The 24,870-nt window shown below is 56.2% G+C and carries 22 protein-coding genes, 1 other RNA gene and 2 pseudogenes; 15 read left to right on the top strand and 10 right to left on the bottom strand.

The window, feature by feature from the left end; translation table 11 throughout:
* Positions 1-189: 189 nt before the first annotated feature.
* Both nblR and JTM80_RS06155 read left to right on the top strand, forming a co-directional pair.
* Positions 190-876 (top strand): response regulator transcription factor NblR, encoded by a 687-nt coding sequence (nblR, locus tag JTM80_RS06160; RefSeq protein WP_172357530.1) that lies wholly within the window; start codon positions 190-192, stop codon positions 874-876.
* Between the two features lie 19 nt (positions 877-895).
* Entirely contained in the window at positions 896-1,480 is a 585-nt protein-coding gene (locus JTM80_RS06155; protein WP_225906776.1) for a DUF192 domain-containing protein, read from the top strand.
* 26 nt (positions 1,481-1,506) lie between these two features.
* On the opposite strand, the gene JTM80_RS06150 is transcribed toward JTM80_RS06155, so the two are convergent.
* Positions 1,507-2,109: a 2OG-Fe(II) oxygenase gene (locus JTM80_RS06150; RefSeq protein ID WP_205370779.1), complete on the bottom strand. Its 603-nt coding sequence runs from the start codon at positions 2,107-2,109 to the stop codon at positions 1,507-1,509.
* Positions 2,110-3,144: 1,035 nt separating this feature from the next.
* Between JTM80_RS06150 and JTM80_RS06145 the strand changes: the two genes are divergently transcribed.
* The 3 genes from JTM80_RS06145 (at position 3,145) to JTM80_RS06135 (ending at position 7,084) form a co-directional block, all read left to right on the top strand.
* A complete protein-coding gene (locus JTM80_RS06145) occupies positions 3,145-3,783 on the top strand; it encodes a DUF1997 domain-containing protein (protein ID WP_225906775.1) in 639 nt (212 codons plus the stop codon).
* Between the two features lie 138 nt (positions 3,784-3,921).
* On the top strand, positions 3,922-6,639 hold the full coding sequence (locus JTM80_RS06140) for an S-layer family protein (protein WP_205370777.1): 2,718 nt from the start codon (positions 3,922-3,924) through the stop codon (positions 6,637-6,639).
* A gap of 268 nt (positions 6,640-6,907) precedes the next feature.
* Positions 6,908-7,084 carry a hypothetical protein gene (locus JTM80_RS06135; protein WP_172357540.1) on the top strand — a complete coding sequence of 59 codons (177 nt, stop codon included), beginning with the start codon at positions 6,908-6,910 and terminating at the stop codon, positions 7,082-7,084.
* A 97-nt stretch (positions 7,085-7,181) separates the two neighbouring features.
* Here the strand turns inward: JTM80_RS06135 and JTM80_RS06130 are convergent, their stop codons facing one another.
* The 5 genes from JTM80_RS06130 to ccsB all read right to left on the bottom strand — a co-directional run bounded on the left by JTM80_RS06130 (position 7,182) and on the right by ccsB (position 10,645).
* Positions 7,182-7,490, bottom strand: a complete 309-nt coding sequence (locus tag JTM80_RS06130) for an urease subunit beta (protein ID WP_172357542.1) — start codon at positions 7,488-7,490, stop codon at positions 7,182-7,184.
* Positions 7,491-7,577: 87 nt separating this feature from the next.
* Entirely contained in the window at positions 7,578-7,880 is a 303-nt protein-coding gene (gene ureA / locus JTM80_RS06125) for an urease subunit gamma (protein ID WP_068516556.1), read from the bottom strand.
* Between the two features lie 177 nt (positions 7,881-8,057).
* Positions 8,058-9,071 carry a tRNA lysidine(34) synthetase TilS gene (gene tilS, locus JTM80_RS06120; protein ID WP_172357544.1) on the bottom strand — a complete coding sequence of 338 codons (1,014 nt, stop codon included), beginning with the start codon at positions 9,069-9,071 and terminating at the stop codon, positions 8,058-8,060.
* 51 nt (positions 9,072-9,122) lie between these two features.
* Complete coding sequence (locus JTM80_RS06115) at positions 9,123-9,521, bottom strand: KGK domain-containing protein (protein WP_172357546.1); 399 nt, start codon at positions 9,519-9,521, stop codon at positions 9,123-9,125.
* Between the two features lie 125 nt (positions 9,522-9,646).
* Positions 9,647-10,645 carry a c-type cytochrome biogenesis protein CcsB gene (gene ccsB, locus JTM80_RS06110; RefSeq protein ID WP_172357548.1) on the bottom strand — a complete coding sequence of 333 codons (999 nt, stop codon included), beginning with the start codon at positions 10,643-10,645 and terminating at the stop codon, positions 9,647-9,649.
* A gap of 822 nt (positions 10,646-11,467) precedes the next feature.
* On the opposite strand from ccsB, the gene JTM80_RS06105 reads away from it, so the two are divergent.
* From JTM80_RS06105 to JTM80_RS06070, 8 genes and pseudogenes are all read left to right on the top strand, one after another.
* Positions 11,468-11,980: a hypothetical protein gene (locus JTM80_RS06105; protein ID WP_205371512.1), complete on the top strand. Its 513-nt coding sequence runs from the start codon at positions 11,468-11,470 to the stop codon at positions 11,978-11,980.
* 466 nt (positions 11,981-12,446) lie between these two features.
* On the top strand, positions 12,447-13,850 hold the full coding sequence (locus tag JTM80_RS06100) for a TldD/PmbA family protein (RefSeq protein WP_172357550.1): 1,404 nt from the start codon (positions 12,447-12,449) through the stop codon (positions 13,848-13,850).
* A 167-nt stretch (positions 13,851-14,017) separates the two neighbouring features.
* Positions 14,018-14,740, top strand: a complete 723-nt coding sequence (gene ubiE / locus JTM80_RS06095; protein WP_172357552.1) for a bifunctional demethylmenaquinone methyltransferase/2-methoxy-6-polyprenyl-1,4-benzoquinol methylase UbiE — start codon at positions 14,018-14,020, stop codon at positions 14,738-14,740.
* A gap of 143 nt (positions 14,741-14,883) precedes the next feature.
* The gene (locus tag JTM80_RS06090) at positions 14,884-15,480 is read left to right on the top strand and encodes a thioredoxin family protein (protein ID WP_172357554.1); all 597 of its coding nucleotides are present in this window, start codon (positions 14,884-14,886) and stop codon (positions 15,478-15,480) included.
* A 211-nt stretch (positions 15,481-15,691) separates the two neighbouring features.
* Positions 15,692-15,892: non-coding RNA, 6S RNA (gene ssrS / locus JTM80_RS06085), on the top strand.
* A 245-nt stretch (positions 15,893-16,137) separates the two neighbouring features.
* Entirely contained in the window at positions 16,138-16,389 is a 252-nt protein-coding gene (locus JTM80_RS06080) for a hypothetical protein (RefSeq protein WP_172357556.1), read from the top strand.
* Positions 16,390-16,877: 488 nt separating this feature from the next.
* Complete coding sequence (locus JTM80_RS06075; RefSeq protein WP_225906774.1) at positions 16,878-18,002, top strand: transposase; 1,125 nt, start codon at positions 16,878-16,880, stop codon at positions 18,000-18,002.
* Positions 18,003-18,133: 131 nt separating this feature from the next.
* A pseudogene (locus JTM80_RS06070) lies at positions 18,134-19,169 on the top strand (ISKra4 family transposase).
* A gap of 309 nt (positions 19,170-19,478) precedes the next feature.
* On the opposite strand, the pseudogene JTM80_RS06065 reads toward JTM80_RS06070, so the two are convergent.
* Positions 19,479-19,577 (bottom strand): annotated as a pseudogene (locus JTM80_RS06065) (BrnT family toxin); the annotation flags it as partial.
* A 217-nt stretch (positions 19,578-19,794) separates the two neighbouring features.
* On the opposite strand from JTM80_RS06065, the gene JTM80_RS06060 reads away from it, so the two are divergent.
* Positions 19,795-20,769, top strand: a complete 975-nt coding sequence (locus JTM80_RS06060; RefSeq protein ID WP_205371237.1) for a transposase — start codon at positions 19,795-19,797, stop codon at positions 20,767-20,769.
* 107 nt (positions 20,770-20,876) lie between these two features.
* Here the strand turns inward: JTM80_RS06060 and JTM80_RS06055 are convergent, their stop codons facing one another.
* Together JTM80_RS06055 and JTM80_RS06050 are read right to left on the bottom strand one after the other, a co-directional pair.
* Positions 20,877-21,143 carry a hypothetical protein gene (locus JTM80_RS06055; protein WP_205370776.1) on the bottom strand — a complete coding sequence of 89 codons (267 nt, stop codon included), beginning with the start codon at positions 21,141-21,143 and terminating at the stop codon, positions 20,877-20,879.
* Between the two features lie 394 nt (positions 21,144-21,537).
* Positions 21,538-21,834 carry a hypothetical protein gene (locus JTM80_RS06050; protein ID WP_205370775.1) on the bottom strand — a complete coding sequence of 99 codons (297 nt, stop codon included), beginning with the start codon at positions 21,832-21,834 and terminating at the stop codon, positions 21,538-21,540.
* Between the two features lie 549 nt (positions 21,835-22,383).
* Between JTM80_RS06050 and JTM80_RS06045 the strand changes: the two genes are divergently transcribed.
* The gene (locus JTM80_RS06045) at positions 22,384-24,057 is read left to right on the top strand and encodes an ABC transporter ATP-binding protein (protein ID WP_172359005.1); all 1,674 of its coding nucleotides are present in this window, start codon (positions 22,384-22,386) and stop codon (positions 24,055-24,057) included.
* A gap of 43 nt (positions 24,058-24,100) precedes the next feature.
* Here the strand turns inward: JTM80_RS06045 and JTM80_RS06040 are convergent, their stop codons facing one another.
* On the bottom strand, positions 24,101-24,715 hold the full coding sequence (locus JTM80_RS06040) for a ClpP family protease (protein ID WP_172357560.1): 615 nt from the start codon (positions 24,713-24,715) through the stop codon (positions 24,101-24,103).
* Positions 24,716-24,870 lie beyond the last annotated feature (155 nt).

The following is a 24,870-nucleotide window of genomic DNA, read 5'->3' as shown; positions in this document are numbered from 1 at the left end:
CGGCAAAATGCTAGATAAATGCTAAAAGTTTGGGGCGATCGCCCCAGGATGACCCAAATCCCCCAAACGCACCGGGCGATCGCCCCACATGCTAAAACGGATGAGAATCGCCGCTGTTTTCATAGGCACTAACACTTACGCTTCAATCTAGTCTTCTACCAAAATCTCTCAACCTAAATAGCGCTACCTATGGCTCAAACTCCTACTCCCCGCGTCTTGCTCGTCGAGCCAGATGAGATCCTGGCCCACAGCTTGAGCAATGACCTGCGCGAATCGGGCTACGAAACCGCCATCGCCCACGACTACACCACGGGGATTCGCCAGGCCACCGAATTTCAGCCATCGCTGATTGTGATTGACCGGATGCTGGGCGGCGAGTCGGGTCTATCGCTCTGCCAGCAGCTACGGGCCAGTGGAGCGCGAGTTCCTGTGGTGCTGCTGATGGCGCGGGATCTGGTGGATGATCGGGTAGCCTGTCTAGAGGCCGGAGCCGACGACTATTTTCTCAAGCCCTATCGCAGTGAAGATTTTCTGCGCCTGGTTCAGCTTTACCTGAAGCCAGACACCTCCGGCAGCGAGCAGCTGCGGTTTGCCGATCTGGTCTTGGATCTGTCTACCCGCTGCGCCCTGCGGCGAGATCGGGTGATTGACCTCACCATGAAAGAGTTTGAACTGCTGAAATACCTCATGGAGCATCCGCGAGAAGTGTTAACACGGGAGCAAATTCTAGAAAACGTCTGGGGCTACGACTTTATGGGGGAGTCGAACGTAATTGAGGTGTATGTGCGCTATCTGCGGCTCAAGATCGAAGACGAAGGCGAAAAACGGTTGATCCAGACGGTGCGCGGCGTTGGTTATGTTTTACGAGAAGCGTGAAAGGTTGGAAAGGTTGGAAATGAGTGATATGAATCGCTGGCTGAAGCGGGGATTTCGCGTGATCTGTATGACAAGTGCAGTCGGATTGAGCGCCCTGCTGCTGGGCTGTAGCCCTAGCCCATCGGAGGTGTCGATGCCAGAGGTGCCCTCCGGCGGTGGCCCACAGGAAACGGCGACCCAACCCTTTCGGGGGCAGGTTTTGCCGATTTCGGCAGAAGTGGAAATTGGCGATGAGCAGATTCAGCTAGAGGTGGCCCGCACGCCCCAAGAGCAGGCGATGGGGCTGATGTTTCGCACCGAACTGCCGCCCGATCGGGGAATGCTGTTTCCGTTTGAGTTTGCGCGGCCCGTTCAGTTTTGGATGCAGAACACGCTGATTCCGCTGGATATGGTGTTTTTGCTGGATGGCGAGGTGAAGGAAATTGTCGCCAGTGCGCCGCCCTGTGAAAGCCAGCCCTGTCCGACCTACGGCCCGACGAGTCAGCGGGTAAACCAGGTGATTGAACTAGCCGGAGGACGAGCGGCGGAACTGGGCTTGCAGGTGGGCGATCGCCTCGATATCCGCTTTCTAGACACGCCGCGTCCGGCCAATGCTACCCCTTAGCAAGGCTCCTGATTCTAGATACGGGATTAGGCCTGCTTCACCAGCTTTGCCCGCGACTCGATGGTGAATTTGGGAATATTGTGCAGTTCGTCCGCCTCCAGCGCGTACTGCTCGCAGACCAAACTGAGGCGATCGCCCTCGGTTTTCAGACCGTTGATAGAATGCGTCAGGTTGCCCTGAAACCACACCAGCCTATTCACCCGTGGGCGAATCTGCCCCACCTGCTGGCGGTGGTTTCGCAGCACCAACTCCCCGCCCTGCAGCGGCTCCGGCACTTGCACATATAGCACGCTGACGCAGACGGGCGGCTCGATGGTCTTGCAATAGGATCGCAGCGATCGGTCAATATGCGGATCGACCCGCGAGCCGCCCTTGAGCAGCAGCGGATTCAGATAAAAGGCGTTGCAGTCGGGCTGGAGCGCGATGTCCAGATAGGGTTTGAAATAGGGAAACTGTGCTTCGACGTGCGATCGCCCTTCGCCGCGAAACACGACCGAGAACCCCTTCGTGCCGACAAAATCCCGGTTCAAATTATTCACTGCAAAATAGCGGCAGGCGCGAATCTGCCCCCGCAACTCGGTGAGATAGTCGTCGGAGAATACGTTTTGCTGCTGGCGGAAGTAGGACATGGTAGGGCTGTGGGATTGGCGGCGGGGAATAAATAAACTGAGTTCGACAAGGTGAAAAAGTCTATAAGGAAAAGCTGAGAGGATGTTTGAAAAGTCCTACTGTTTGTAGCAAAGCGTGCAAGATCCCCCTAGGTCCCCCTTAAAAAGGGGGACTTTAAGGCGGTTTCCCCCCTTGTTAAGGGAGGCTAGGGGGGATCTCTTTTTAAGGGGGGCTAGGGGGGATCTCTGAGTGCTTAACATTACAGGCGATACCTTTTCAAACACCCTCTGAGACTGGATCTGAAGTTAAAAAAGTTAAATCTGAAGTTAAAGAAGTTAAAACAGATCAGCTATCACCTCCGTCGTATCGCGCCTCCATATCACCCAAATCTTCTATGAATCACTCAAATCTTCCAGGACTTACGCACTTGCAATAAGCTTTCTGGGTTTCGGACAATTTCTCGCGGGCTACGCCCGCGAGAAATTGTCCAACTGCGTAAGTCCTGTTTTCTATGACCTTGATGACTTTTGCCAAACCTTCCGGCAGCCTTCTAAGCGATCGAACTCATGTTAAACCAACGTTATGTGGGCTTTGCGTAGATCCGCTGGAGTTTGCCGCATTTCGGGCGATCGCCCCTGTCTTTGTCCCCAAAAGCGGCACACCTTTCCGTAAATCAATCATGGTAGCCATCGAAAACCTTCCGCTATGCTGAGCCTAGACAGCAAACAAATGTCCATCATCGTAGATATCTGGTCAGCTTCTAAGCATATAGAAATCTAAATAAAGATCTAAAGATCTAAAGAGATCAGAACTATAGAGCCAGCGTTAATTTCCAGCTTTCGCTTTGGCACTTTAGGTCAGTTTAGGTTAAGTTTGGTAACAGCCCTGGCGATCGCGCCAACCGCAAAATCGTTGGCACAGTTGCCGTAGACTCGTCGGCTTGCCGCCCTCAGGGTGCCCAGGCAGATCCTCGCCAACTTTTTCACCAATCCGCACACGTTATGCAGGCAAGGTCCACCAACCAGTCCATCGACGCTTCTAACCCTCTTTTAGGGATGACATCTGCCTTCGTGGACAGCGCCAGCCTGTCGGCGACCGAAGAAACGCTCGATACGATGGAACCGACTCATTTTCGCGGGCATTACGCAAGCTGCATGGAAATGCTGGCTGACGCGCCGACGGTTGTCGCTTACCTGGATGATCACCGCACCTGGTTTCGCCGCTGTGCCCAGCCGATGGACGCGGCTCCTCTGGGAGACAATGGCTATGCCCTAACAATCGGTCGCTTTGGCGCATTTGGCTATGAGGTGGAACCCAAAATTGGCCTGAACCTGCTGCCTCAGGATCAACGCGGCTTCTATCGGATTGAGACGATCGACATTCCGGACTACGTTGCACCGGGCTACGAGGTGGATTTTCAGGCCGCGCTGCACATGGTTCAGCCCGCAGATGCAGCGACGGACAATCTTGCGGAACCCGTGCTAACCCGCGTAGAGTGGGAGCTTGACCTGGCGGTTTCGATTCAGTTCCCTCGCTTTATCCAGGCGCTTCCCAAGGCGCTGGTGCAAACAACGGGCGATCGCCTGCTGAACCAGATTGTGCGCCAGGTTTCTCGCCGCCTCACCCACAAAGTGCAGGACGATTTTCACAGCAGCCACGGCATCCCCTTTAGCCGCAAGCGGAAGTGGAGCTAGGGGTAAAGTCCTGCCCTTCTCACGGTGCTGCTTCTGAGGCAAGCGAATTCCGACTCCCACCCTGATCCCCGCTTCCCTCTTGCCATACTATGGTGTGGAACGTCCGCCCTGACAGGGCTGGATTCAGTGCTGGGGATCATGTCACGTTTCTTCTCTTTCCTGAAATCCTCTGCGGTTCAGCCGCTTCGCCTTGGGCTGTGCCTTGGGCTATGGCTCAGCGCTGCCCTGCCCACCACTGCCCAGGTGCGCGGCGACACCACGCTGCCCACACCGACCCAGGTGCAGCGCCAGGGCAACGAGTTTGAGATTACGGGCGGCACGCAGCAGGGCGGTAACCTGTTCCACAGCTTCGAGCGGTTTTCGCCGGGCGATCGCACGGTGACGTTTCGCAATGTGGACACTGTAGAGCGGCTGATCACCCGCGTCACGGGCGGTACTCCCTCGGAGATTAACAGCATCCTCCGCCTGTTGCAGAGCGACGGGCAGATCAGCCCTGCCGATTTTTTTCTGATCAACCCCAGCGGCATTTTATTTGGAGAAAACGCTCGCCTAGACGTGGGTGGCTCCGTCATTTTCAGCACCGCCGAACGAATTCGCTTTGCCGATGGCACTCAGTTCAGCGCCCGCAATCCGCAAGCGTCGCCGCTGCTGACCGTCAGCATTCCCACTGGGCTACAATTTGGCCCTGCGCCTGCGCCAATTGTGAATGCTTCGTTTAGTCTTGCGGCAAATTTTTCGCGTCCGCTGCGGAGAACGGGCTATTTCGGGGCATCTAGATACGCTGGGCTAAGCGTGTTGCCGGATCGGGCGATCGCCCTGATCGGCGGCAATCTGGATTTTCCAGGCGGCGAAATCACCGCACCGGGCGGGCGCATCGAGTTGGGCAGCGTGGCCCAGGCGGGCACGGTCGGGCTGGTTCCCACAGCACAGGGCTGGTCGGTGGATTATTCCAATGTGCGGGCGTTTGGGCAGATTCACCTGGCGGGCTTTGCCGATATCAGCGCCAATGGCGATCGCGGCGGCACAGTCCGCCTGCGGGCCAGCGAGATTCGACTGGATGAGGCATCCTACATCAGCGCCGACACGCTGGGCAGTTTGGCAGGCGGGCGCATCACGATTCGGGGCGATCGCCTCACCCTGCTCAACGGCTCCCAGATCTTTGCCAATACCCGAAGCAGCGGCCCGGCTGGACGCATTGACCTTCTGGCGACGAGTCAAATCCAAATCCTAGGGGCAGTGGTGGGCAGCGACGGCCCGGAAAGCAGCGGTGTATTCGTGCGAGTGCAGGACGGCGCGACTGGCAACGGCGGGCGCATCGTGCTGACGACCAGGCAGCTAAACCTGCTGGACGGCGGGCAGATCAGCCTCGACACGATTGGCAACGGCCGTCCGGGAAGTTTGCAAATCCTGGCCGATGAGATCAACATTGCAGGCGTAGCGCTCGATGGGCAGGGCAATCCGATTGCGGGCGATCTTGCGGGTGATCTAAATTTTCCGGTTCCCAGCACGCTGTCGGCAGCGATTTTTGGCTCCCAGTCGTTTCAATCCACCGACGCAATTCCCAGCCAGATCGAGATTCAAACGCGACGGCTGCGGGTGCAAGACGGCGCGACGATTCAGACCTCGACCTTTGGCGTTGCGGATGCAGGCAACCTGAGCATTTGGGCGAGTGAGCGGGTCGAGGTGCAGGGACTCTCTCCGGCAACGCCAGATACGAGAGCCGTGCCCGCAGGAATCTTTAGTCAGTCGGGCGGCACACCGGGAACTCCTTACATCTTTGCGCCGGGGGCGACGGGACGGGGGGGCGACCTGTCCATCGCCACGGGGGAACTCGTAGTGCGAGACGGAGCCTACATCGCCACGGGCAGCTTTGATGCCAACCCAAATGCCCTGGGAGCGGGAAATCTGACCCTAGCGACTCGCTCCGCAACGCTAGAAAACCAGGGCAACATCGTCGCCAATACCAACTCTGGTGTGGGCGGCAACCTGAGCCTGACGGCGCAAGACTATCTCTTGCTGCGGCGCAACAGCCAGATCAGCACTTCGGCGGGCATTGCAGGGCAGGGGGGCGATGGCGGCAACATCACGCTGCAAGCAGATTTCATTCTGTCGGTGCTGACGGAGAACAATGACATCACGGCCAATGCCTTTACGGGCGATGGTGGCGCGGTCAATATTTTTACCAGGGGCATTACGGGCATTCTGCCGCAGCCGCAACTCACGCCCCAGAGCGACATTACGGCAACCTCCGAGCGGGGCAACAGCGGCACGATTACCATTACCACGCCGCCTAGCACCGATCCGACGCAGGGTGTAACCGAGTTGCCTGCTGCACCCGTGGATGCGTCGCGGCTGATTGCCCAGCGGTGTGCGGCCAGTTCGGCGATCGCCGCCGATCGCAGCGCCTTCGTAGCCACAGGTCGCGGCGGTCTGCCCCCCGGCCCCAATCATGCGTTCAATCTCCCATCGGTTCGGGTTCCCTGGGCAGAGTCCGCGCCGGCCAGCAGCATGAACGCACCGATTCATGCCCGCCCTCCGGCACAGGCAGCGGCTCTGGATGCTGCCAATCTGGATGCTGCCAATCGGGACGCTGCTAATAATCAGGATGCTGCCAGCTTACACACCGCCAATCTGACGGTCTTGCCCCCGCCCGATGACCCAGATTCCCGAACCTCGCCGCTGACCTTGCGAGAGCCATCGGATGCTGCCTTGTCGGTAGCGTCCAGGCCGCTGCAAGAAGCGCGGGGCTGGCGGCAGACCGCAACGGGCGAAGTGATTCTGCTGGCGAACCTGCCGGAACCATCGAGGTTTCAGGATGTTCAGCCGTTGCCGCCGGGATGCGCTGCACCGGGCTAGGGAACGGTGCTGGGGTTCACGCAGAAAGTTGGGGAAACTGGGGTGGGGCGATCGCCCGTCCTGCCTGATCTCTGGGATATCCGTAAAACCGAACCGCTTCAACCCCAAAGCCGCGAATTAGACTGGAGAAAAGGTTTCTTGTGGTGTTGTAATCCTTAGCAGGGATCGCGTTGATGCAATTCAGGTCAAGCGCAATCCGGGTTTACGTTCGTTCGTTCAACGTCCTAAGTTATTGTCCTAAGTTATTGAGCATTATTGAGAGGTCAAGATGAGCCTTTTTACGTTTCTTGCGCTGGTGATTTACATCGGGGGCGCGTGGAAATTTTGGACCGGGTTTAACCGCACGAATTTCAACCAAAATCGTCTGATGCTGACGCTATTCTGGCCGGTGATGCTGTTCAATGCATCCTATCGGCAGAACTTCAGACGGGCGCTGAAGGGCTAATCCAGAAATGGGCGAATTCAGCCCAGTTTCGCCCCAATTTCGCCCCAATATTCGACCCAGTTTCGACCCAATTTCGACCGGGCACAAACGGGCCGTTCTAATCCAGCGGCCCGTTTATTTGTGCATTCAGCCCATAGACCTGACGGCTGCCCACCAGCGCCACTAGCGTCACTTCTTTTTCGTCGCCCGGTTCAAAGCGCACTGCCGTTCCTGCGGGAATGTCTAGCCGCATTCCCCGCGCCTGGTTGCGGTCAAACGAGAGCGCTGCGTTCACCTCAAAAAAGTGGAAATGGGAGCCGACCTGGATGGGGCGATCGCCCGTATTTGCCACCATCAGCGTCACCGTCGGACGGCCCGCGTTGAGTTCGATGTCGCCAGGTTCGATGAAGAGTTCGCCAGGAATCATGGGCAGGAGTTGTGGGGTTGGGATAGCAGGGCGCGATGGATGAGAGCGATGAAGCGATGCCACCACTTCATCCACCCTCATCGAGCATTATCGAATCGGATCATGCACGGTCACTAGCTTCGTCCCGTCGGGGAAGGTCGCTTCGACTTGTACTTCGTGAAGCATTTCGGCGATGCCGTCCATCACGTCGCTGCGGCTGAGGAGGGTGGTGCCGTAGGTCATCAGATCGGCGACGGTGCGCCCTTCCCGTGCGCCTTCCAGGATGGCGGCGGAAATGTAGGCAACAGATTCGGGATAGTTGAGCTTCAGGCCTTTGGCTTTGCGGCGCTCGGCCAGCAGGGCGGCAGTAAAGATGAGGAGTTTGTCTTTTTCCTGGGGAGTCAATTGCATGGTGTGGGCGATCGCAGCGTCAGCATCATCAAAAGCATCGGATCATCGGGCAGCAGCGCGGGTCAGGGGGATGCGGGCATAACCAGGCTCCACCTAGCAGACCAGCGCCCAGCCCAGCCAGATTCTACGGCATTATACGCAATCTAAACCGCGAGAAATTGTTTATTTCTTTGCGGTTTATTGCTTTGCGCGGTTGGCAGGATCAACGAGTTCGATCCAGTCTCCAGCGACACGGGCGATCGCCCCACCAGCAAACGGATCGGTTTGGCTGCGGTTGGGTGCGTCGAGCAGGGCCAGCAGTTTTTCCACTGGCTCAAAGCCGGGGGCTTCCGGCAGATGGCGGGCGAGAAACTGGCGCAGGGCGCGGCGCTGGAGAGCGAGGGGCGCAATTTGCAGCGTGGGTCGATGGAGTTGGGGATGTTCGTCTGGCGGGGCGGCGGGTGGCAGTGCCCGGTGCAGCAGATCGGCAGCGGCTGATTCCAGGTAGTCCACGTCGGCGCGGAGCAGTTCGGCGGTGTGGGCCAGAGCCGCCTCTGCCTGGGGATTCAAGTGCGCTTTCAGGGCGGGCAAGATGTCCTGGCGGATGCGGTTGCGGGGATGGCGCAAATCCTGATTGGTGCTGTCTTCCCACACGCGCAAGCCCCGCGACTGGCAAAACTCGGCGGTTTCTACCCGGCGCACGTCCAGCAGCGGCCGCACCAGCGCCACGCCGGGGCACAGTTCGCGCCGCCAGGTGAGGGATTGCAGTCCGTCGGCTCCGCTGCCGCGCACCAGGTTATACAGCAGCGTTTCGGCGCGATCGCTCATTGTGTGGCCGGTTGCAACGCGGGAATAGCCGTGGGCACGGGCGATCGCCCCTAGCACGTCATAGCGCCACGCCCGCGCCGCCGCCTCGCTCGCCGGAATATCTGCTGCCGTTTCAATGAACACCGGAACGCCCCAGGATTCCGCCAGCAATCGCACGTAGTCGGCATTTGCCCCGGCATCCGGTCGCCAGCGGTGGTTGCAGTGGGCGATCGCCAGTTCCCACCCCCACTTGGGCTGCAAGTCCATCAGCAGTTGCGCCAGACACAGCGAGTCTTGGCCGCCCGACACCGCCATCAAGAGGCGATCGCCCCTGCAAAACAACTGCCGCTGCCGGATGCCCCGGTGCAACTGAGCATGAAGCGGTGTCCAGGGGGAAAGAGTCATGGGTGTAGCAGGAAGCAGAGCCGGGAATTTCCCTGAATTCCCCTGAGTTCTCTAATAATCGTCCTCTCGATACACCTCGTACACCTCATCCCGGCGGCTGTAGATTTCGTCGCGGGGGGGGCGACCGGCCCGTTCTCGCGGCCCGCCGCTGCGCTCTTGCCGGGGTCGTTCTGCCTGGAGCAGCTTTTGGTTTTCGGGGAAAAACTCTAGGCGAATCCGGATGCGGCCGCGCTGCCAGCCCTGATTGCCAAACCGCAGCACTTCGCAGCGAGCGCCATCTCCAAACCAGTCTTCGCACTCGTCCGACCATTCGCCCTGCTGCTCGCTGACCGCCTGCGCCAGCGCGTCCAAAAATTCGCCCACCTTAAACGTGGGATTGCTCATCAGCACTCGTCCCACGCTGATGTAGATTACTTCGTCGTCACTCAGCGGCGTTGGCAGTTGATTCATAGGTTTTGGAGTTTCTATAGAACTTCGCTTACAGGGTTTTGCTTAAGGGGTTTTGCTTACAGGGTTTTGGTGGCAGGGCTTTGCGGGCAGGGTTTGGCAGATGGACTCGTCTGGCAGGAGTCTTGCTACAGAAACCAGCCGTAGCTGTGCAGTCCCTTGCCCAGCAGGTTCACGCCAAGGTAGCACACCCACACCACCAAAAAGCCCGATGCCGCCAGAATCGCCGGACGACGACCCTGCCAGCCGCGTGTGATGCGGGCGTGGAGATAGGCCGCAAAGACCAGCCAGGTAATTAGCGCCCAGGTTTCTTTGGGGTCCCAACTCCAGTAAGAACCCCAGGCTTCGTTGGCCCAGACGGCTCCGGCGATGATGCCGATGGTGAGCAGCGGGAAGCCCAGCCCAATGATGCGATAGCTGATATTGTCGAGGGTGTCGGCTAGGCTGAGGCGCTGGGGCGACAAGGGCGCGGCGGCAACGGCAGGCGCAGTTTCCAAGACAGCGGTGTTGCCAGTGCTGGCAGTAAGTGGCTCTAGGGTGTCCACCGCTTGGCCTGCCCGCTTGATGCGATACCGGGCATCCCGGAAGCCCCCTGTGCCCACAGAACTGCCGCGTAACTCGACCTCCTGCCCCCGCGTCACAATCAAAAAGGCGATCGCCATCAACGCCCCCACCATCAGCGCAGCGTAGCTCAGCAGCATGACACTGACATGCATCATCAGCCAGTTGGACTTGAGCGCAGGCACCAGCGGCTCGGAATGCTGCATGGCATCGGGCAGAGACAGCGCCGCAAAGGCCGCGATGCCCATCGCCACGGGTGCAGTGACGGCTCCCACTAGGCGGCTGCGGCTCATGTTTTCCGCCAGCAGGTGCATCGCAGTAATGCCCCAGGCAACGAAAAACAGTGATTCGTAAAGATTGCTGAGGGGAAAATAGCCGCCCTCGATCCAGCGAGCGCCCAATAGCCCCGCGATGCAGAGATTGGCGATCGCCATCCCCGTCGTTCCCGCCGTTTGCAGGTAGGGCACGGTGGGAAACGCCGCGCCTGCCCAATACACCAGCATCGTCACAAACAACACCGCAAAGGCGGCATTATCCAGCCAGCCCTGGAGTGAAACCAGATTCATTCAGCAAACCTCTCCAAACACAGATCCAACAAGCTCCAGCAAGACAGATGCCAGTGAGCGAAAGGACGACCCAGACGACCCACAGATGGAAGCAGAGGCAGCGTTGAATTCGCCAATCTGCTCTCCAAGTGGTGGAAACAGCGGTTCAGACTATTGCTCCGAACGGTATTGCTCCGAACGGTATTGCTCCGAACGGTATTGCTCCGAACGGCATTGCTCCGAACGGCATTGCTCACAGCATTGCTCTGAATGGCATCGCGCTTAGGGTTTTGCGCTCCATCGCTTCCGTTCTCTATCCTACCGAACTAGCGGGGCAATCGCCCGAAAAGCCTGCAAAGCCACTCGTTGCGTCTACAGATTCCAGAGATTCCAGAATTCCAGGCTTTCAGGAATCGCGCAGAGATCGTAGATGGGGAAATGGAAACGGGCGATCGCACCCCATAACCCCAGTCAACCGCCGTCTACTTAAGAATTACGACAGAATTTCAGCACAGGGTTGCGAAACAAGACATCTCTTCTATAATCATCCGGTATTGTTCCGCAAGCTTCATCAGACAAGCGGCTAGCTGCATAGAGGGCATTCAATTGAAAAGGTGGCATTTCATTGAATCAATGCAGCTACAATGCAGCAGCAATGCAGCCCGTTCGAGCTTGCCGGATTGCCTCAGGGGGATAGGCTAGTTCATTAGAGTTGGCTAAGCATCGACCGCCCCATTGAAACATGACCCACGAAATATAACCCATGAAACGTAACCAAGACGTTACCCAAACGTGACTTGTAGACGTTCCTTGGAATTCCTTGAAACTATAGGTGTGAGCCTCATGAAAAAACATCTGATCGGTACTGGTTTTTCAATATTGACCCTGGCGGCGATCGCCGCTGTGCCCGCTCAGGCGGAAACCGTCACCACTGTCCGCTACGACTGTGCCAGAGGGCAGAGCTTCCGAGCAGAATACTACAGCGATCGCGCTCGGATTGCCTTCGTCGATCCCGTTACAGACGGCATCTATGGCGACATTATCGAGCTACCTCAAACTAGCAACGACACCTACAGCGATGGCACCTATACCCTATCGACCGGGGACGATTTGGAATCTGCGTCTATAGATGTCGAAGGCGGAACTGACTCCACACGCTGCGTGGCTCGCCTCATTGGGGTTGCCGAAGTGATCGAAGTGAGCGAAGTCGAAGTGACCACCCGCCCCGCCAACGTGCCCCGCTTTAACCGACCGACGCTGGTGCAGCAACCCCAGGCACAGCCCGTCCCACGGCCTGCGCCCGCTCCTGCGCCCGCCCCCGCCCCTGCCCCTGCGCCCATTCCTGGTTTGTGGTAGAGCCGCGCTACGATTTTCGGAGGATGTGTTTCGCGTCAGCGTATTGCATCCAAGCCTGATAGGGGGGTGCATTACGACTACGCCTTGCTGCACCCTGCAACACGGTCTACCCACGCTATACCAACAATCTCCCGATCTCCCCGTAACCCCGATTGCCTGCTCGTGTCAATCGGGGTTTAGCTTTTGTAGCAGAATTCAGGCATTGGACTGGCAATCCAAGCGCAATCCAAGAGCAATCCAAGCGCAATCCAAGAGCAATCCAAGCGCAATCAAAATCCACAGGACTTACGCACTGGCAATAAGTGTTCTAGGTTTTGGATGATTTCTCGCGGGCTGCGCCCGCGAGAAATCATCCAACTGCGTAAGTCCTAATCCAAAATCGGTACACCGAACTCAGTCCGAGTTATGCTGCAAGGTAAGGCGTGCTGGCACTCCTCCAACCCCCAGCCCCTCACCTTCCATTCCTATGTCTCTCCGTCTCCCCGATGCCCAAAACCTGTTGAGCGACCTGATCGCCCGCTACAGTCCCCGTGTGGACTATCTTTCGATTCGGCTAGAAGAATCGGAAGCCACCGACATTTTGCTGCGGGGGGGCAAGGTGGAAACCCTCAGCGAAGGCATTGCCGTGGGCGGGCAAGTGCGGGCTTGCTATCGGGGCGGCTGGGGCTTTGCCAGCTTCAATCGGCTGGAAACGCTGGTGGAGCGAATTGAAGAGGCGATCGCCGCGGCCCGGCTTGTCGGCGACGATGAAACCCTGCTGGCCCCGGTCGATCCTGTCCGCGATATCCGTTCCCTCGTGCTAGCAGGCACAGACCCGCGCCATGTTCCCCTCGCCCGCAAAAAGGAACTCTGTAGCCACTACGCCGACATTCTTCGCAGCGTAGACGATCGCATTACCACCACCTCCGTCCGCTATGGCGACAGCATTCAGCACATGCTGCTGGCCACCTCCGACGGAACGCTGATCGAGCAGTCTTGGGCGGATATGGAAATGCGCTTTGCTGCCACTGCCCGGAACGGCGAAACCGTGCAAACAGGTCGCGAAACCACAGGTTCCCGCAAGGGCTATGAAGACCTGGAAAACCTGGATGAACAGGTGCGTGGCGCAGCCCAGCGGGCCGTTCACGCCCTTTCGCTGCCCCCCGTCAAGGGCAATACCTATACCGTCGTCATTGATCCCATCCTGACGGGGCTGTTTGTGCATGAGGCGTTTGGGCATCTGTCGGAAGCCGACATGACCTACGAAAACCCCGATCTAATGGAAGTGATGACGCTGGGGCGACGGTTTGGCTCGCCAGAGCTACAAATTTTTGACGGCGCGGCCCCAGAGGGACATCGCGGCAGCTATGCCTACGACGATGAGGGCGTGCCTGCGACCACGACGCAATTGATTCAGGACGGTGTGCTGGTCGGGCGGCTGCACTCCCGCGAAACGGCGGGCAAGCTGGGTGAAGCGGCTACCGGAAACGCCCGCTGTCTGGACTATCACTATCCGCCCATTGTCCGCATGACCAACACCTGGATTGCCCCTGGCACCACGCCTGTCGCCGACCTCTGTGCCGATATTCAGGAAGGGGTCTACGCTCGCAATTGGATTGGCGGCATGACCAACGGCGAAATGTTTACCTTTACCGCAGGCGAAGCCTGGATGATCCGCAATGGGGAACTGGCGGAACCCGTGCGCGATGTGACGCTATCGGGCAACGTATTCACTACGCTGGCAGATATTGAGGCGATCGCCGATGATTTTCTGTGGGACGAGTCGGGCGGCTGCGGCAAGGGCGGTCAGAGCGGGCTACCCGTGGGCTGCGGCGGCCCTAGTCTCCGCATTCGCAATATCGTCGTCGGCGGCGAAGTGCCCGAAGAATAGGCCTGCACACTAACCCAATCCGCCAACTCAACAAGCTAACCCAGTCCGCCAATTCAGCAAGCCAACCCAATCAGCCAACCTAGCAAGTCAACCTAGCCAGTCAATCCAGTCCCTCAATCCCAAACGACGGATACCCGGTTCACCGTCTCTCGTAACCTCCCTTCGCTGTGTCTCAATCTTCCAACTCTCAATCTTCCGAAATTCAAGCCATCTTTAACCGCATCGCGCCCGTTTATGACCTGCTGAACGATGGGCTGAGCCTGATGTTTCATCGGGTCTGGAAGCGTATGACCGTCGGCTGGAGCGGCGCAAAACCGGGCGATCGCTGTTTGGATGTGTGCTGTGGCAGTGGCGATCTGGCGCGGCTGCTGGCGTGGCGGGCGGGCACGACTGGCGAAGTCGTGGGGCTAGATTTTTCGGCAAACCAGTTGGCGATCGCCCAGGAACGCACCGCCCAATCGACCATTCCCCTCAACGTTACCTGGGTCGAAGGCGACGCACTGAATTTGCCCTTTGGTGACAACGAGTTTGACGCGGCGACGATGGGCTACGGCCTGCGGAACGTGGTGGATATTCCCAGGGCGCTGGCGGAACTGCATCGCGTCCTCAAACCGGGTGCGTCGGTCGCCATTCTCGACTTTCACCGCCCCGACTCTCCTCAACTGCAAGCCTTCCAGCAGTGGTATCTGGATACGCTCGTCGTGCCTACTGCCGCCCGACTGGGCATGAAGGATGAGTATGCCTACATCTTTCCCAGCCTGGAGCGGTTTCCCCAGGGGCCGGAGCAAGTGCGCCTGGCGAAACAAGCCGGGTTCCCCTACGCCGAACACCACGCGATCGCCGGAGGGATGATGGGCGTGCTGGTTGCCACCAAAGCCCGCGACTGGTGATCTGGGCGATCGCAGCCCTGAGGGTAGGATAGAAGAAACGCGATTGACACCGCCTGAACCGGGCAGGCTAGACCCGCAATCCAAAACCCGCGATCCAAAATCCAAAACCCAAAATCCAAAATCGCTATCTCCCCCAACCCACTATGACCGCCCAATCTCCCAAACCCGCCTCCCCCCTGCCGCCGTCTGAGCCAGGAAATGCTGCCCGCATTCGGAATTTCCTGATTGCAATGGTGGCGATCGCCCTCAGCACCTCGATCTTCTTCGGCTTGCAATCTTCCAACGGATCGGGCAACTTGGCGCTGTTGGCCGAATCTGCGGTGCCCCTGGAGGAAGCGCTGGCCAATGACAAACCCACGCTGATGGAGTTTTATGCCAACTGGTGTACAAGCTGTCAGGCGATGGCGCAAGACCTGGGCGAACTGAAAGAAGAGTATGGCGATCGCGTCAATTTTGTCATGCTGAATGTAGACAACGACCGCTGGCTGCCAGAGATGCTGGCCTATCGAGTCGATGGCATTCCCCATTTTGTGTATTTAGATCGGCAGGGAGAGGCGATCGCCAGCATCATCGGCGAACAGCCCCGCGCCGTGATGGCTGCGAACCTAGAGGCGCTGTCGAACAATACCCCCCTGCCCTACGCGCCCGCCAGCGGTCAGGTTTCTAAAGTGAACACTGCCGCTGCCAAAGCTACACCCGACGACCCGCGTAGCCACGGCAGCCAGGTAAATCGGGGTTAAGAGCAGGGTTAAGGACGGGGTTAAGAATTTAGAAGGCACTGCCCTAGCGGTATGGGGCTAGAGGCGTTGCCGCTCAAGGAAAGCCCGTAATTTGCAAAACTCAGCCCCAAAACTCAGCCCCAAAACTCAGCCCAAAGAACTCAGCCCACAGGTAGAGTTTCGGTTTTCCGTCTTGCCAGCGGCGTGTCGAATATCGCTACAATGGGGCTTAGTTCTACTGCGGCGTTGGTGACTGCCAATAACGTTTTATGATCTATGCTTCGACTAAACGGGAGTCGTGATGTCTCGATGGCAGTAGACTGAGCCTGTCTTGGCAACAAGCGTGTACTCAGAAACTTTAAATCGAGGCCGAGAGTCCCACCTGGATTTATCCAGGTCAAAAACTGAGGTAAGACGGCGTTGTGGGGAACTTTTAAGCTAGGGCATGTTTTAGAATCCTTTGATCCCCCCTAGCCCCCCTTAACAAGGGGGGAACTGGGCCAAGCCGCTCCGGAAGTCCCCCTTTTCAAGGGGGATTTAGGGGGATCGACTCAGGGCAATCACCGACCTAGGAAGTTTTAAAGCAATGCCCAAAAACTTTTAAGCAATTTTCAATCAAAATTCCTCTGTCTGTTGGGCGGGGGAATTTTTGTATGCAGGGCTGGGGAGCGTTTTGGGATGGATGATGTGCTGCAATGGTCAGCGGTGACGCTGGTGGGGCTGGTGCTGGGGGCGTTGGCGCTGGCCTCGCGGCGCAATATCGCTCGCTGGAGTGCCCGCGTTTCTTCGGCTCCTTTGGGCGAAGCCGCAAGCCATCCGGACTTGCAAACTGGCGCATCGCTTCAAGAAGAAACAGCAACGCCGACAACAGCACCGGACACCGCCATGCGGCTGACCTATCGCGGCGTGCCTTATCTGCGCTGGCGATAGGGAAAAAGCAAGGAAAACTCAGATCTTGCACCTTTCCCAATAAGTCAAGCTGGGCAATGATTTGAGAACAATTTCAAATCCATATTGTGCGGCAATAAGTAGCTAGACAGGAAAAGTTATAAGATAGGGGCACCTCGATCAATTGCCTTATTGAGAATTTTAGGAGCCTAAAACCCTTGTTTTCTCGTAGCCATTCTCAAGAGGATCTGAATTTTTCGAGGTGCCCGTCTTGTCAAGACAAATTATACATAAAAGATTTTAGCCATTTGGTACTCATAGCTTGTTGATAGGACTTTAACTGTTCCACCACCAAGGGGCAAAGCGGTCTAACGATGAAGTTGTGCGGCGGCAGATAACCTCTAACTCTCACAGATAACCTCTGTTCCGTCCGCACCAACGTTCTAAGCTTAGATACCACTCAAAAGCGTAGATGCTGTGAAAAAAACTCCCCCCTCTACAATGCCTTGAACGCTTGGCTGGGTCAATCGGTGCCCTGGGCTCATCGTAGCCATCTGACGACCTGCCTGTGGATGGTGGTGGCTTTGCTCCAGCGCGGAGAAATCAACCTGACTCGCTGGCTGCCCTATGTGCCGTGTCGAGGGGTGCAGGCACAAAGCAAACAACGACGGCTAAGCCGCTGGCTGCACAACAGTCGCCTGAACGTCCATCGCCTGTACAAGCCCCTGATTCAAGCGGCATTAGCCCATTGGGATGAGGAGTGTCTGTACCTAAGCTTGGACACCTCGCTGTTCTGGGATGAGTATTGCTTGATCCGTCTGGCAGTGGTGCATCGAGGCCGGGCGTTGCCCGTGGTGTGGCGAGTCCTGAAGCACCGCAGTGCGTCTGTAACCTTCGATGCGTATCGGGAAATGCTCCACCAAGCCGCCCATCGATTGCCTCAGGGGGTGAAGGTGGTCGTGTTGGCCGACCGGGGCTTCATTCACACCGATGCCATGACCGCTATCACGGCTGAACTCGGGTGGCACTACCGCATCCGCATCAAGCGGGATAGCTGGATTTGGCGGGCGGGTCATGGATGGTGTCAATTGAAGGACATTCACCTTCAGCGTGGGGAAGCCCGCTGTTGGCACACCGTTAAGCTCCACACAGGGGAGTGGTATGGTCCGGTGCATATCACCTTTGGCTACAACAACGTCAATGGTGAGTTTTGGGCTATCGTCAGCGATGAACCCACCAACCTGCACACCTTCGAGGAATACGGTCTCCGCTTTGATATAGAAGAGGCGTTTCTCGATGACCAATCCAACGGATGGAATCTCCAGAAGTCTGAAATTCGCTCTCTCTGCGCCCTATCCCGGCTTTGGTTCCTTTTGGCCGTCGCGACGCTCTACGTCACCGCTCAAGGTCTCGAGGTCGTCGCAACAGGCAAACGGCGATGGGTTGACCCCCATTGGTTTCGTGGCAATAGCTACTTCCGCATTGGATGGGATTGGCTGAAAGCCGCCCTAGAGAACGGGTGGCCACTCATCCGTCATGTCTGTTTCACTCATAACCGCGATCCTGAACCCGCGATGGCATCTCGCAAACAGCATGAGCAACGCACCTATCGAATCGAATTCAAAGTACACACGTACTGCTATGTCGCCGATTAGTTTTGTCAGTCAACCAGGGGTTCTAGAGGTGAGATCGGGAGCATCCCACTTTCGCGAAAACAGTGCGAAGGGTGAGAATGGGAGGGTAGCCCCAGGGATGACTCACCAGGACACCTGAAGACCAAAAGCGATTGGAAACTTGTACAGCAGAGATCGCCGAGATTTTGTATCGCAATAGCAACCGAGAGGGGCTCGATAGTCTAGAAGGCATCGAGCAGACTGTACGACGGCAAATGCTAGAGGAGGTGAGCCCTCGAGTTGCCCTTTTTTTGTCAACCAGAAAGCCTACCCCGCCCGAGGCCGGGTTCGCCGATTGAAGAGTTTGGTAGGGGTCCGATTCGTCAAAGTCAGGCAGAACGGTTAGGCGTAAAGGCTTACAGCCGTCTCAGTGGTGGCCTAGAGAAAGCCAACCTACGCTTAAGTGCCAACGAATCGTTTCAAGATGCAGAGGATGACATCGTAGCCCTGACCGGGATGCGGGTCGGGCACTCGACCCAACAACGTCTGGTGGGGCGTCAGTCGTTCGAGTCTGCCGAGGCTAAACAAGGCGTCAGTGAGGTCAGCATTGATGGCGGCAAAGTCCGTCTGCGTGACCTGCTAGAGTCCGATAGCCCGTGGCGAGACTACAAAGCGGTGCGGGTGGAGGGGATTTATTACAACGCCTTCTTCCAAGACAATGACAGCTTGATTGATTATCTCAGCGCTCAACGCTTGCTCTCCCCACTGGTCTGTCTGGGCGATGGTCACGCTGGGGTGTGGAATCTGTTTGCTCAACTCACTACCGTTGAGACCCGTTGGGAAATCCTCGATTGGTACCATCTCAAAGAAAACCTCTACAAAGTCGGTGGGTCGCTCAAGCGCTTAGCAGCGGCGGAAATGCTGTTATGGCAAGGTCAAGTGGAAGCCGCCAGGGCCCTCTTTGCCGACTGTCGGCGCGAGCAAGCCCGCAATTTTGAAGCCTATCTGAGCACCCATCGCTCTCGCATCGTGAATTATGGGTTCTACCAGGCTGAGCAACTCTGTTCTATTGGATCAGGAGCCGTAGAATCGGCTGTCAAACAGATTGGGCGACGCCTCCAAATTTCGGGTGCTCGCTGGAATACGGCCTCCGTTAATGCCATGTTGAGTCTGCGCTGTGCCTACCTCAATGGACAGCTCGCCAGTTGACTGTTTCATCGAAAGTGGGATGCTCCTGGTGAGATCTCCTTGGCTGTTTCTAGGTCTTCTGCCAGAATCCGAATTAGCTTTAGCTTTTCAGTAGTAGAAAGTTGGCGAACAGATGGAAGAACTTCAGACAAAGTCATATGGGGTCTCCAAACTTAAAGCCCTATACCTCAAGTTTAGTAGGTAGCAGTCAAAACTGTAAGATTTTGTGGTTTTTGTCGCAGTAATTAATTTGTAAGGTTTACTCATCGTGTAATTGTCCACCCTAGGATTTCCATTAATTATGGAGACTGGTTGAGAAGTTGATTATGAATAAAGAGGATCATCAAAAACAGTTTTTGCTTTCTCAAACGAAACTTTATGCTTCGATAGATTACTCGCCGCTTTGTCGTTGTTCCACTCAAACTGCATACATTGATTATACCACTGCCTTTATTAGCCTCCAATCCTATGGGTTGGGTATCACTGCAAAGCCCAACCCACTAAGTTTGATAATACTATCCAGCAGCCCTAAATCTATAACTATGCCATTGTCCGAAGGCAGAAGTGTTGAAAGATAGCTCAACATACAAAAAATGGGGGCAGAATATTGTATTCTAGCCCCCAGCAAACAAAAACAATGTTTAAGATGCTAGTGTCATTTCCTGCGCTTGTCAAACCGATACTCAAGCAGTTGTGCCCACATAACTATCCTGTTTTGAACTCTCGCTTATTCTTTGAAATCTGGTTGACCTTCGTTTTAGACCAGGGTTTAACGAGCATGAGAAGCCTGTTTTATCGTCTCAACAAAGCAGGAATCAAGGTTGATATTTCCACCTTTTCTAAAGCCTGCAAGACTCGACAGGATGAACACTTTTGTCGCATCTACGCTGAGCTCATAAGACAGCTAAAACAAAAAAATCCAGCGACAGCACAGATGCTGTTTCCCATTGATTCAACGGTCATCACATTGACAAGCAAGTTGTTCTGGATGCAAGGCTATCATCAAGTCAAATTGCTTAATGGAGTCAACTTAACGCAAGGTAATCCCAGTGAATGCCTGATTCATTTTGGTCAAGGACATGACGCAAAATTTGCTGACAGAGTGACAGGAATGATTCCTGAAGATGCCATCGGCGTCATGGATAGAGGCTTTGCCAGTTGGGATTTCCTTGACCAATTAAGCCAGGATCAGACTCGCTTTGTTGTCCGCCTTAAGAACACGATGAAGACCGAGTTTGAGCATGAGCGATATCGAGTGGTTTGGTTTTGTGACTTAGAGAGCCAAACGGAGTTTCGGCTGGCGACCAATGTAGAACTGATGACGAATGAAGAGATTAGTGAAGTCTATCGCCATCGGTGGCAGATAGAAGTGCTGTGGAAGTTTCTAAAGATGCACTTGAAGCTAGATAAACTAATCTCTAAGAGTGTCAATGGAGTCACCATTCAAATCTACATGGTGTTGATTGCCTATCTGATTCTGCAATTGATAGAAATTCCAGAGTTTTATGGTCATCAATTACTAGATAAGTTGCGCTATTTGCAACTTGAATTGAGTCGTCGTTGTTCGATTGTCCATTGGAGCTACGATCTGCTGCCAGAGACACTCGTAGGAGCTTCGTAGGGTTGAATGTAAAGTTTTATGTCTCAATTCAACACTTCTGGTCCGAAGGTAATCCTTGATCTTCAGCTTTAGCTCTCGTGAAATTGGATATGATTCAACCTCCCGTTCTATATCGACTTTGGATTACCTTTTCTCCTTAGCTCCTCTACAGTTGCCTTAAAAATAGCTTCAAATCCATAGTCTGACAAACCCTTTGAGATTAGTCCAAGTATTCCAAGTACTGCGATTCCTCCAAGCATCCCAAATGAACCGCCAAGAAAGGCTAAAGCCGCAGTTAATGCAGCAGCACCTGCCCAACCTGTAACTGCCATAGCAACTATGAGCACTAAACCAGGTACACCAAGTGCAGCAATCTTATCAACAAGTTGATCCATACTCTCTATTTCCTTTAGTAATGAGCCAAAAACAACACTCTTGCACCCAAAGGATTCCCACATTGACAGGCTAACTACTAATTAGACTGATCCCGTCTGCCTATCTACATCTAGGAGGGGAATTAGGCTGACAGCCGTCTGTCTAAGATCCCGAATCGGGGAAATAGGCTGACGATTGTCTGTCTAAGATCCCAAATCGGGGAAATAGACTGACAGTTGTCTGCATAATATCTCTGTTTTGGGGAGTTAGGCAGATGGGTTCACAAAGGCTTTAGACAAGCGAGGCTGCGAGGTCTTTGGTTAGGAATGGGGGATTTTGGAGTGGGGATTTTGGATTTTGGATTGAAGGGATGCCCTGCTAAAATCCAAAACCCAAAATCCTCCTTATCTGTTCTTACTCGTTTGCACCAGGATTGCTGCGGATGTCGCGGTGCAGATAGCGCAGCACTTCGCCAGGGCGACCGTCGAGGACGATGCCGTGGGGCGGGAAATCCAGGGCGTGCGTCCACTCGAAGCGTTCGGCATAGCGGAGCAGGTGGAGCCGGTCAATCGCCATCTGGGCATCTTCAGGGAGGCCGATGATGCAGTGGCGCAGGCGGCGACGGTGGGGCAGTTCGCAGGTGAGCGGGGGCAGCGAAAACTGGGTCGCCTCCGAGCGTGGGGACGACCAGGTGTATTGAATTGTCAGCATTTGGGGTTTCCTCCTGGAAACGAGTGGGGTAGGAAACCCCGAAATGTTGGCCGCCCACGGACGTGAAGCGCTGGGACAGGGCGGCCTACAATGGACGCAGCCCTGAGACAGGCTAGGACTGTCGAGGGGTCAGGTGTTGGTAGATGTTTGCCGCATCTACCGACACCGTAGGTGACTAAACGACCAAAATTTCGGGGGAAAGTGGGCTGCGTCGAAGGGAACCAACGGGCAGCTTGATGGACGATTGTACTGGATGCGATCGCCCCCGTCAATTGTCCTGATGACTTACGCTTGCAATCTTATTTATCCTGACGATCGCCCGGTGCGAATGTTCAATCATCCGGTAGTACAATTCCACAACGGCCGCCGCTTTCATGGGTGGCAATCGCTCCACAGGAATTACGTACTTGCGATCCACAGCTACAGGCAAGAAAGATTCGACCCATAGCCCTATTCTGTTGCGCGTATAATGACCCTGATGCGGGTCGGCGTGTCTTCTGGTGAGGCGAGTTTGGCGAAATGAGTGACACCCTGGTACAGCTATCCTCGGTGGGTGAGTCTTTGTTTGAAATTGAGCGTCTGCGCGTGGCCTATCCGTTTCAGCGGGGGCAGCAGGTTGCGACGGAGGCAGACGCGCTGGACTGGGCGGTGGATGATGTGTCGCTGGTGCTGAAGGCGGGCGATCGCCTTGGGCTGGTGGGCGAGTCGGGCTGCGGCAAATCGACGCTGGGGCGGGCCGCTGTTCGCCTGCTGCCGACGGATACGCGCATCGAGGGGCGCGTCTTGTTTCAGGGACGCAATGTCTTCGAGCTAAACCCGGCGGAACTGCGGAAATTTCGCGGCGAGGTCGTGTCCATTGTGTTTCAAGACCCGATGACCCGGCTCGATCCGCTGATGACCATCGGCGACCACTGTGTGGAAACGCTGCGATCGCACGTCCCAGACCTCTCGCGGGCGGCGGCCAGAGAACGGGCGATCGCCACGCTAGAAGCCGTCAACATTCCCCCCAGCCGCTGGAGCCAATATCCCCACGAATTTAGCGGCGGGATGCGGCAGCGCGTGGCGATCGCCCTGGCGCTCTTGCTCAACCCCAAGCTGATCGTCGCCGACGAACCCACGACCAGCCTGGATGTTACCGTGTCTGCCCAAATTTTGCAGGAACTCACCCGCCTCTGCCAGGAACGCGATATGGCGCTGCTGCTGATTTCCCACGACTTGGCGCTGGTGGGCGAATACTGCGATCGCATCGCCGTCATGTACGACGGCAAGGTGGTGGAAACAGGCCCCACCGCCACCGTCCTCACCCAGCCCCAGCACCCCTACACCCAGTCCCTCCTCCAGTCTGCCCTCCACATCCAGGCAACCCCCCAATCCTCCAAACCGCTTACCCCCGAACCCACAGAAGCGCCCCTCCTCAAGCTCGAAAACCTCCAAAAACACTACACCCTGGAATCTAACCTCGTTGCCAAACTCCTAGCAGGCAAGCAAGACACCGTCATCCGCGCCGTAGACGGCATCTCGCTCGATCTGTATCCGGGAGAAATTTTGGGACTGGTGGGCGAGTCGGGCTGCGGCAAAAGCACCTTGTCGCGAACGATCCTGCGGCTGGTGGAGCCGACGGGCGGTCGGATTGAGTTTTTGGGTCAAGACCTGACGCACCTCTCGCGGGAAGATCTGCGAAAACAGCGACGGCAGATGCAGATGGTGTTTCAAGACCCCCACGCCTGCCTGAATCCGCTGATGACGGTGGGCGAGAGCATCGCCGACCCGCTGCTGATTCACGATCTGGCAGACACAGTAGGCGCAAGGCAGCAGGTGTTGCAAATGCTGGAGCGGGTGGGGCTAACGCCGCCAGAAGACTATGCCCAGCGCTATCCGGGCGATTTGTCAGGTGGGCAGCAGCAGCGAGTGGCGATCGCCCGTGCCCTAATTACCCGCCCCCGGCTACTGATCTGCGACGAACCCGTAAGTATGCTCGATGCCAGCGTCCAGTCGCAAGTGCTAGAGCTGATGCTGCACCTGAAGCAGGAATTTGACCTGACGTACCTGTTCATCACACACGACCTCTGGCTGGCACGATTTTTGTGCGATCGCATTGCCGTCATGAACGCAGGCAAAATCGTCGAACTCGGCCCCACCGCTGAGCTATTTGCCAACCCGCAGCACCCCTACACGCAAACGCTCCTGAACGCTGCACCACTGCTCAGTCGGGTGGGCGCTTAAAACTTGAGATGACGAGCGCAACGCGCTCATCATCTCAAACTCTCTACCCCAAAAACTCATAGGTCGTGGACAAATTCACCTGGAGCGTCGGAATTTTTACGTGATTCACCAGGTTATGCGCCAGGGCTTGCTCTGGGGTGAGATACCAGTCGGCATGGCCCCGCTGATGCACCTGCTCGACAAAGTAGCCCGGCGGCTTCTGGCAGTTTTCATCCAGGATTTGATACAGCAGGGCATTCAGCCGTTTCACTTCGTCGGCATCGGCAATGATCTCGCCAGCTTTGCCAAAGGTGACGGTGAGGCAGTCGTGGATCATGATTCGACTATTGGGAGCGGCATAGCGGTAGCCGTGCCAGCCGCAAGAAAGGAGAATCGCTCCCGCGCTCATGGCCTTGCCCATGACAACCGTGGCGATCGGCTTGGGCGACGAGCGACAAATATCGACCATCGCCATCAGGGTGTCGATTTCGCCGCCATAGGAATCGATCAACACCGGAACCACTGGCTGGAGGGATTCTACTGCTCGGTTAAATTGCTCCAAAAAAGGCTTGACGGCTTCGGACTTAAATTCGTTTACCCAGACGACGGCTGGGGGAGGGGCAAGTTTTTCTAACGCTTCACGCTCTGCGCGAGCATTGGTGGTGTACTGGATACGCATTGACGAGAGACTAAAATGTGTCCCTATCCTAATCTACAGACAGCTTGATCTGGGTTGATTGATCTGGGTTGACCAATCTGAACCGATTGATCTGAGTTGATGGCCGACTCTATCCTTTGGCCCCTGCCAGTGGGAATCATTTTTGTGTAGTATTC

Source organism: Thermoleptolyngbya sp. PKUAC-SCTB121 (assembly GCF_016919485.1).
GTDB classification, from domain to species: domain Bacteria; phylum Cyanobacteriota; class Cyanobacteriia; order Elainellales; family Elainellaceae; genus Thermoleptolyngbya; species Thermoleptolyngbya sichuanensis.
Note: the sequence above shows the minus strand (reverse complement) of the source record. Positions and strands in the feature narration are given on the sequence as shown.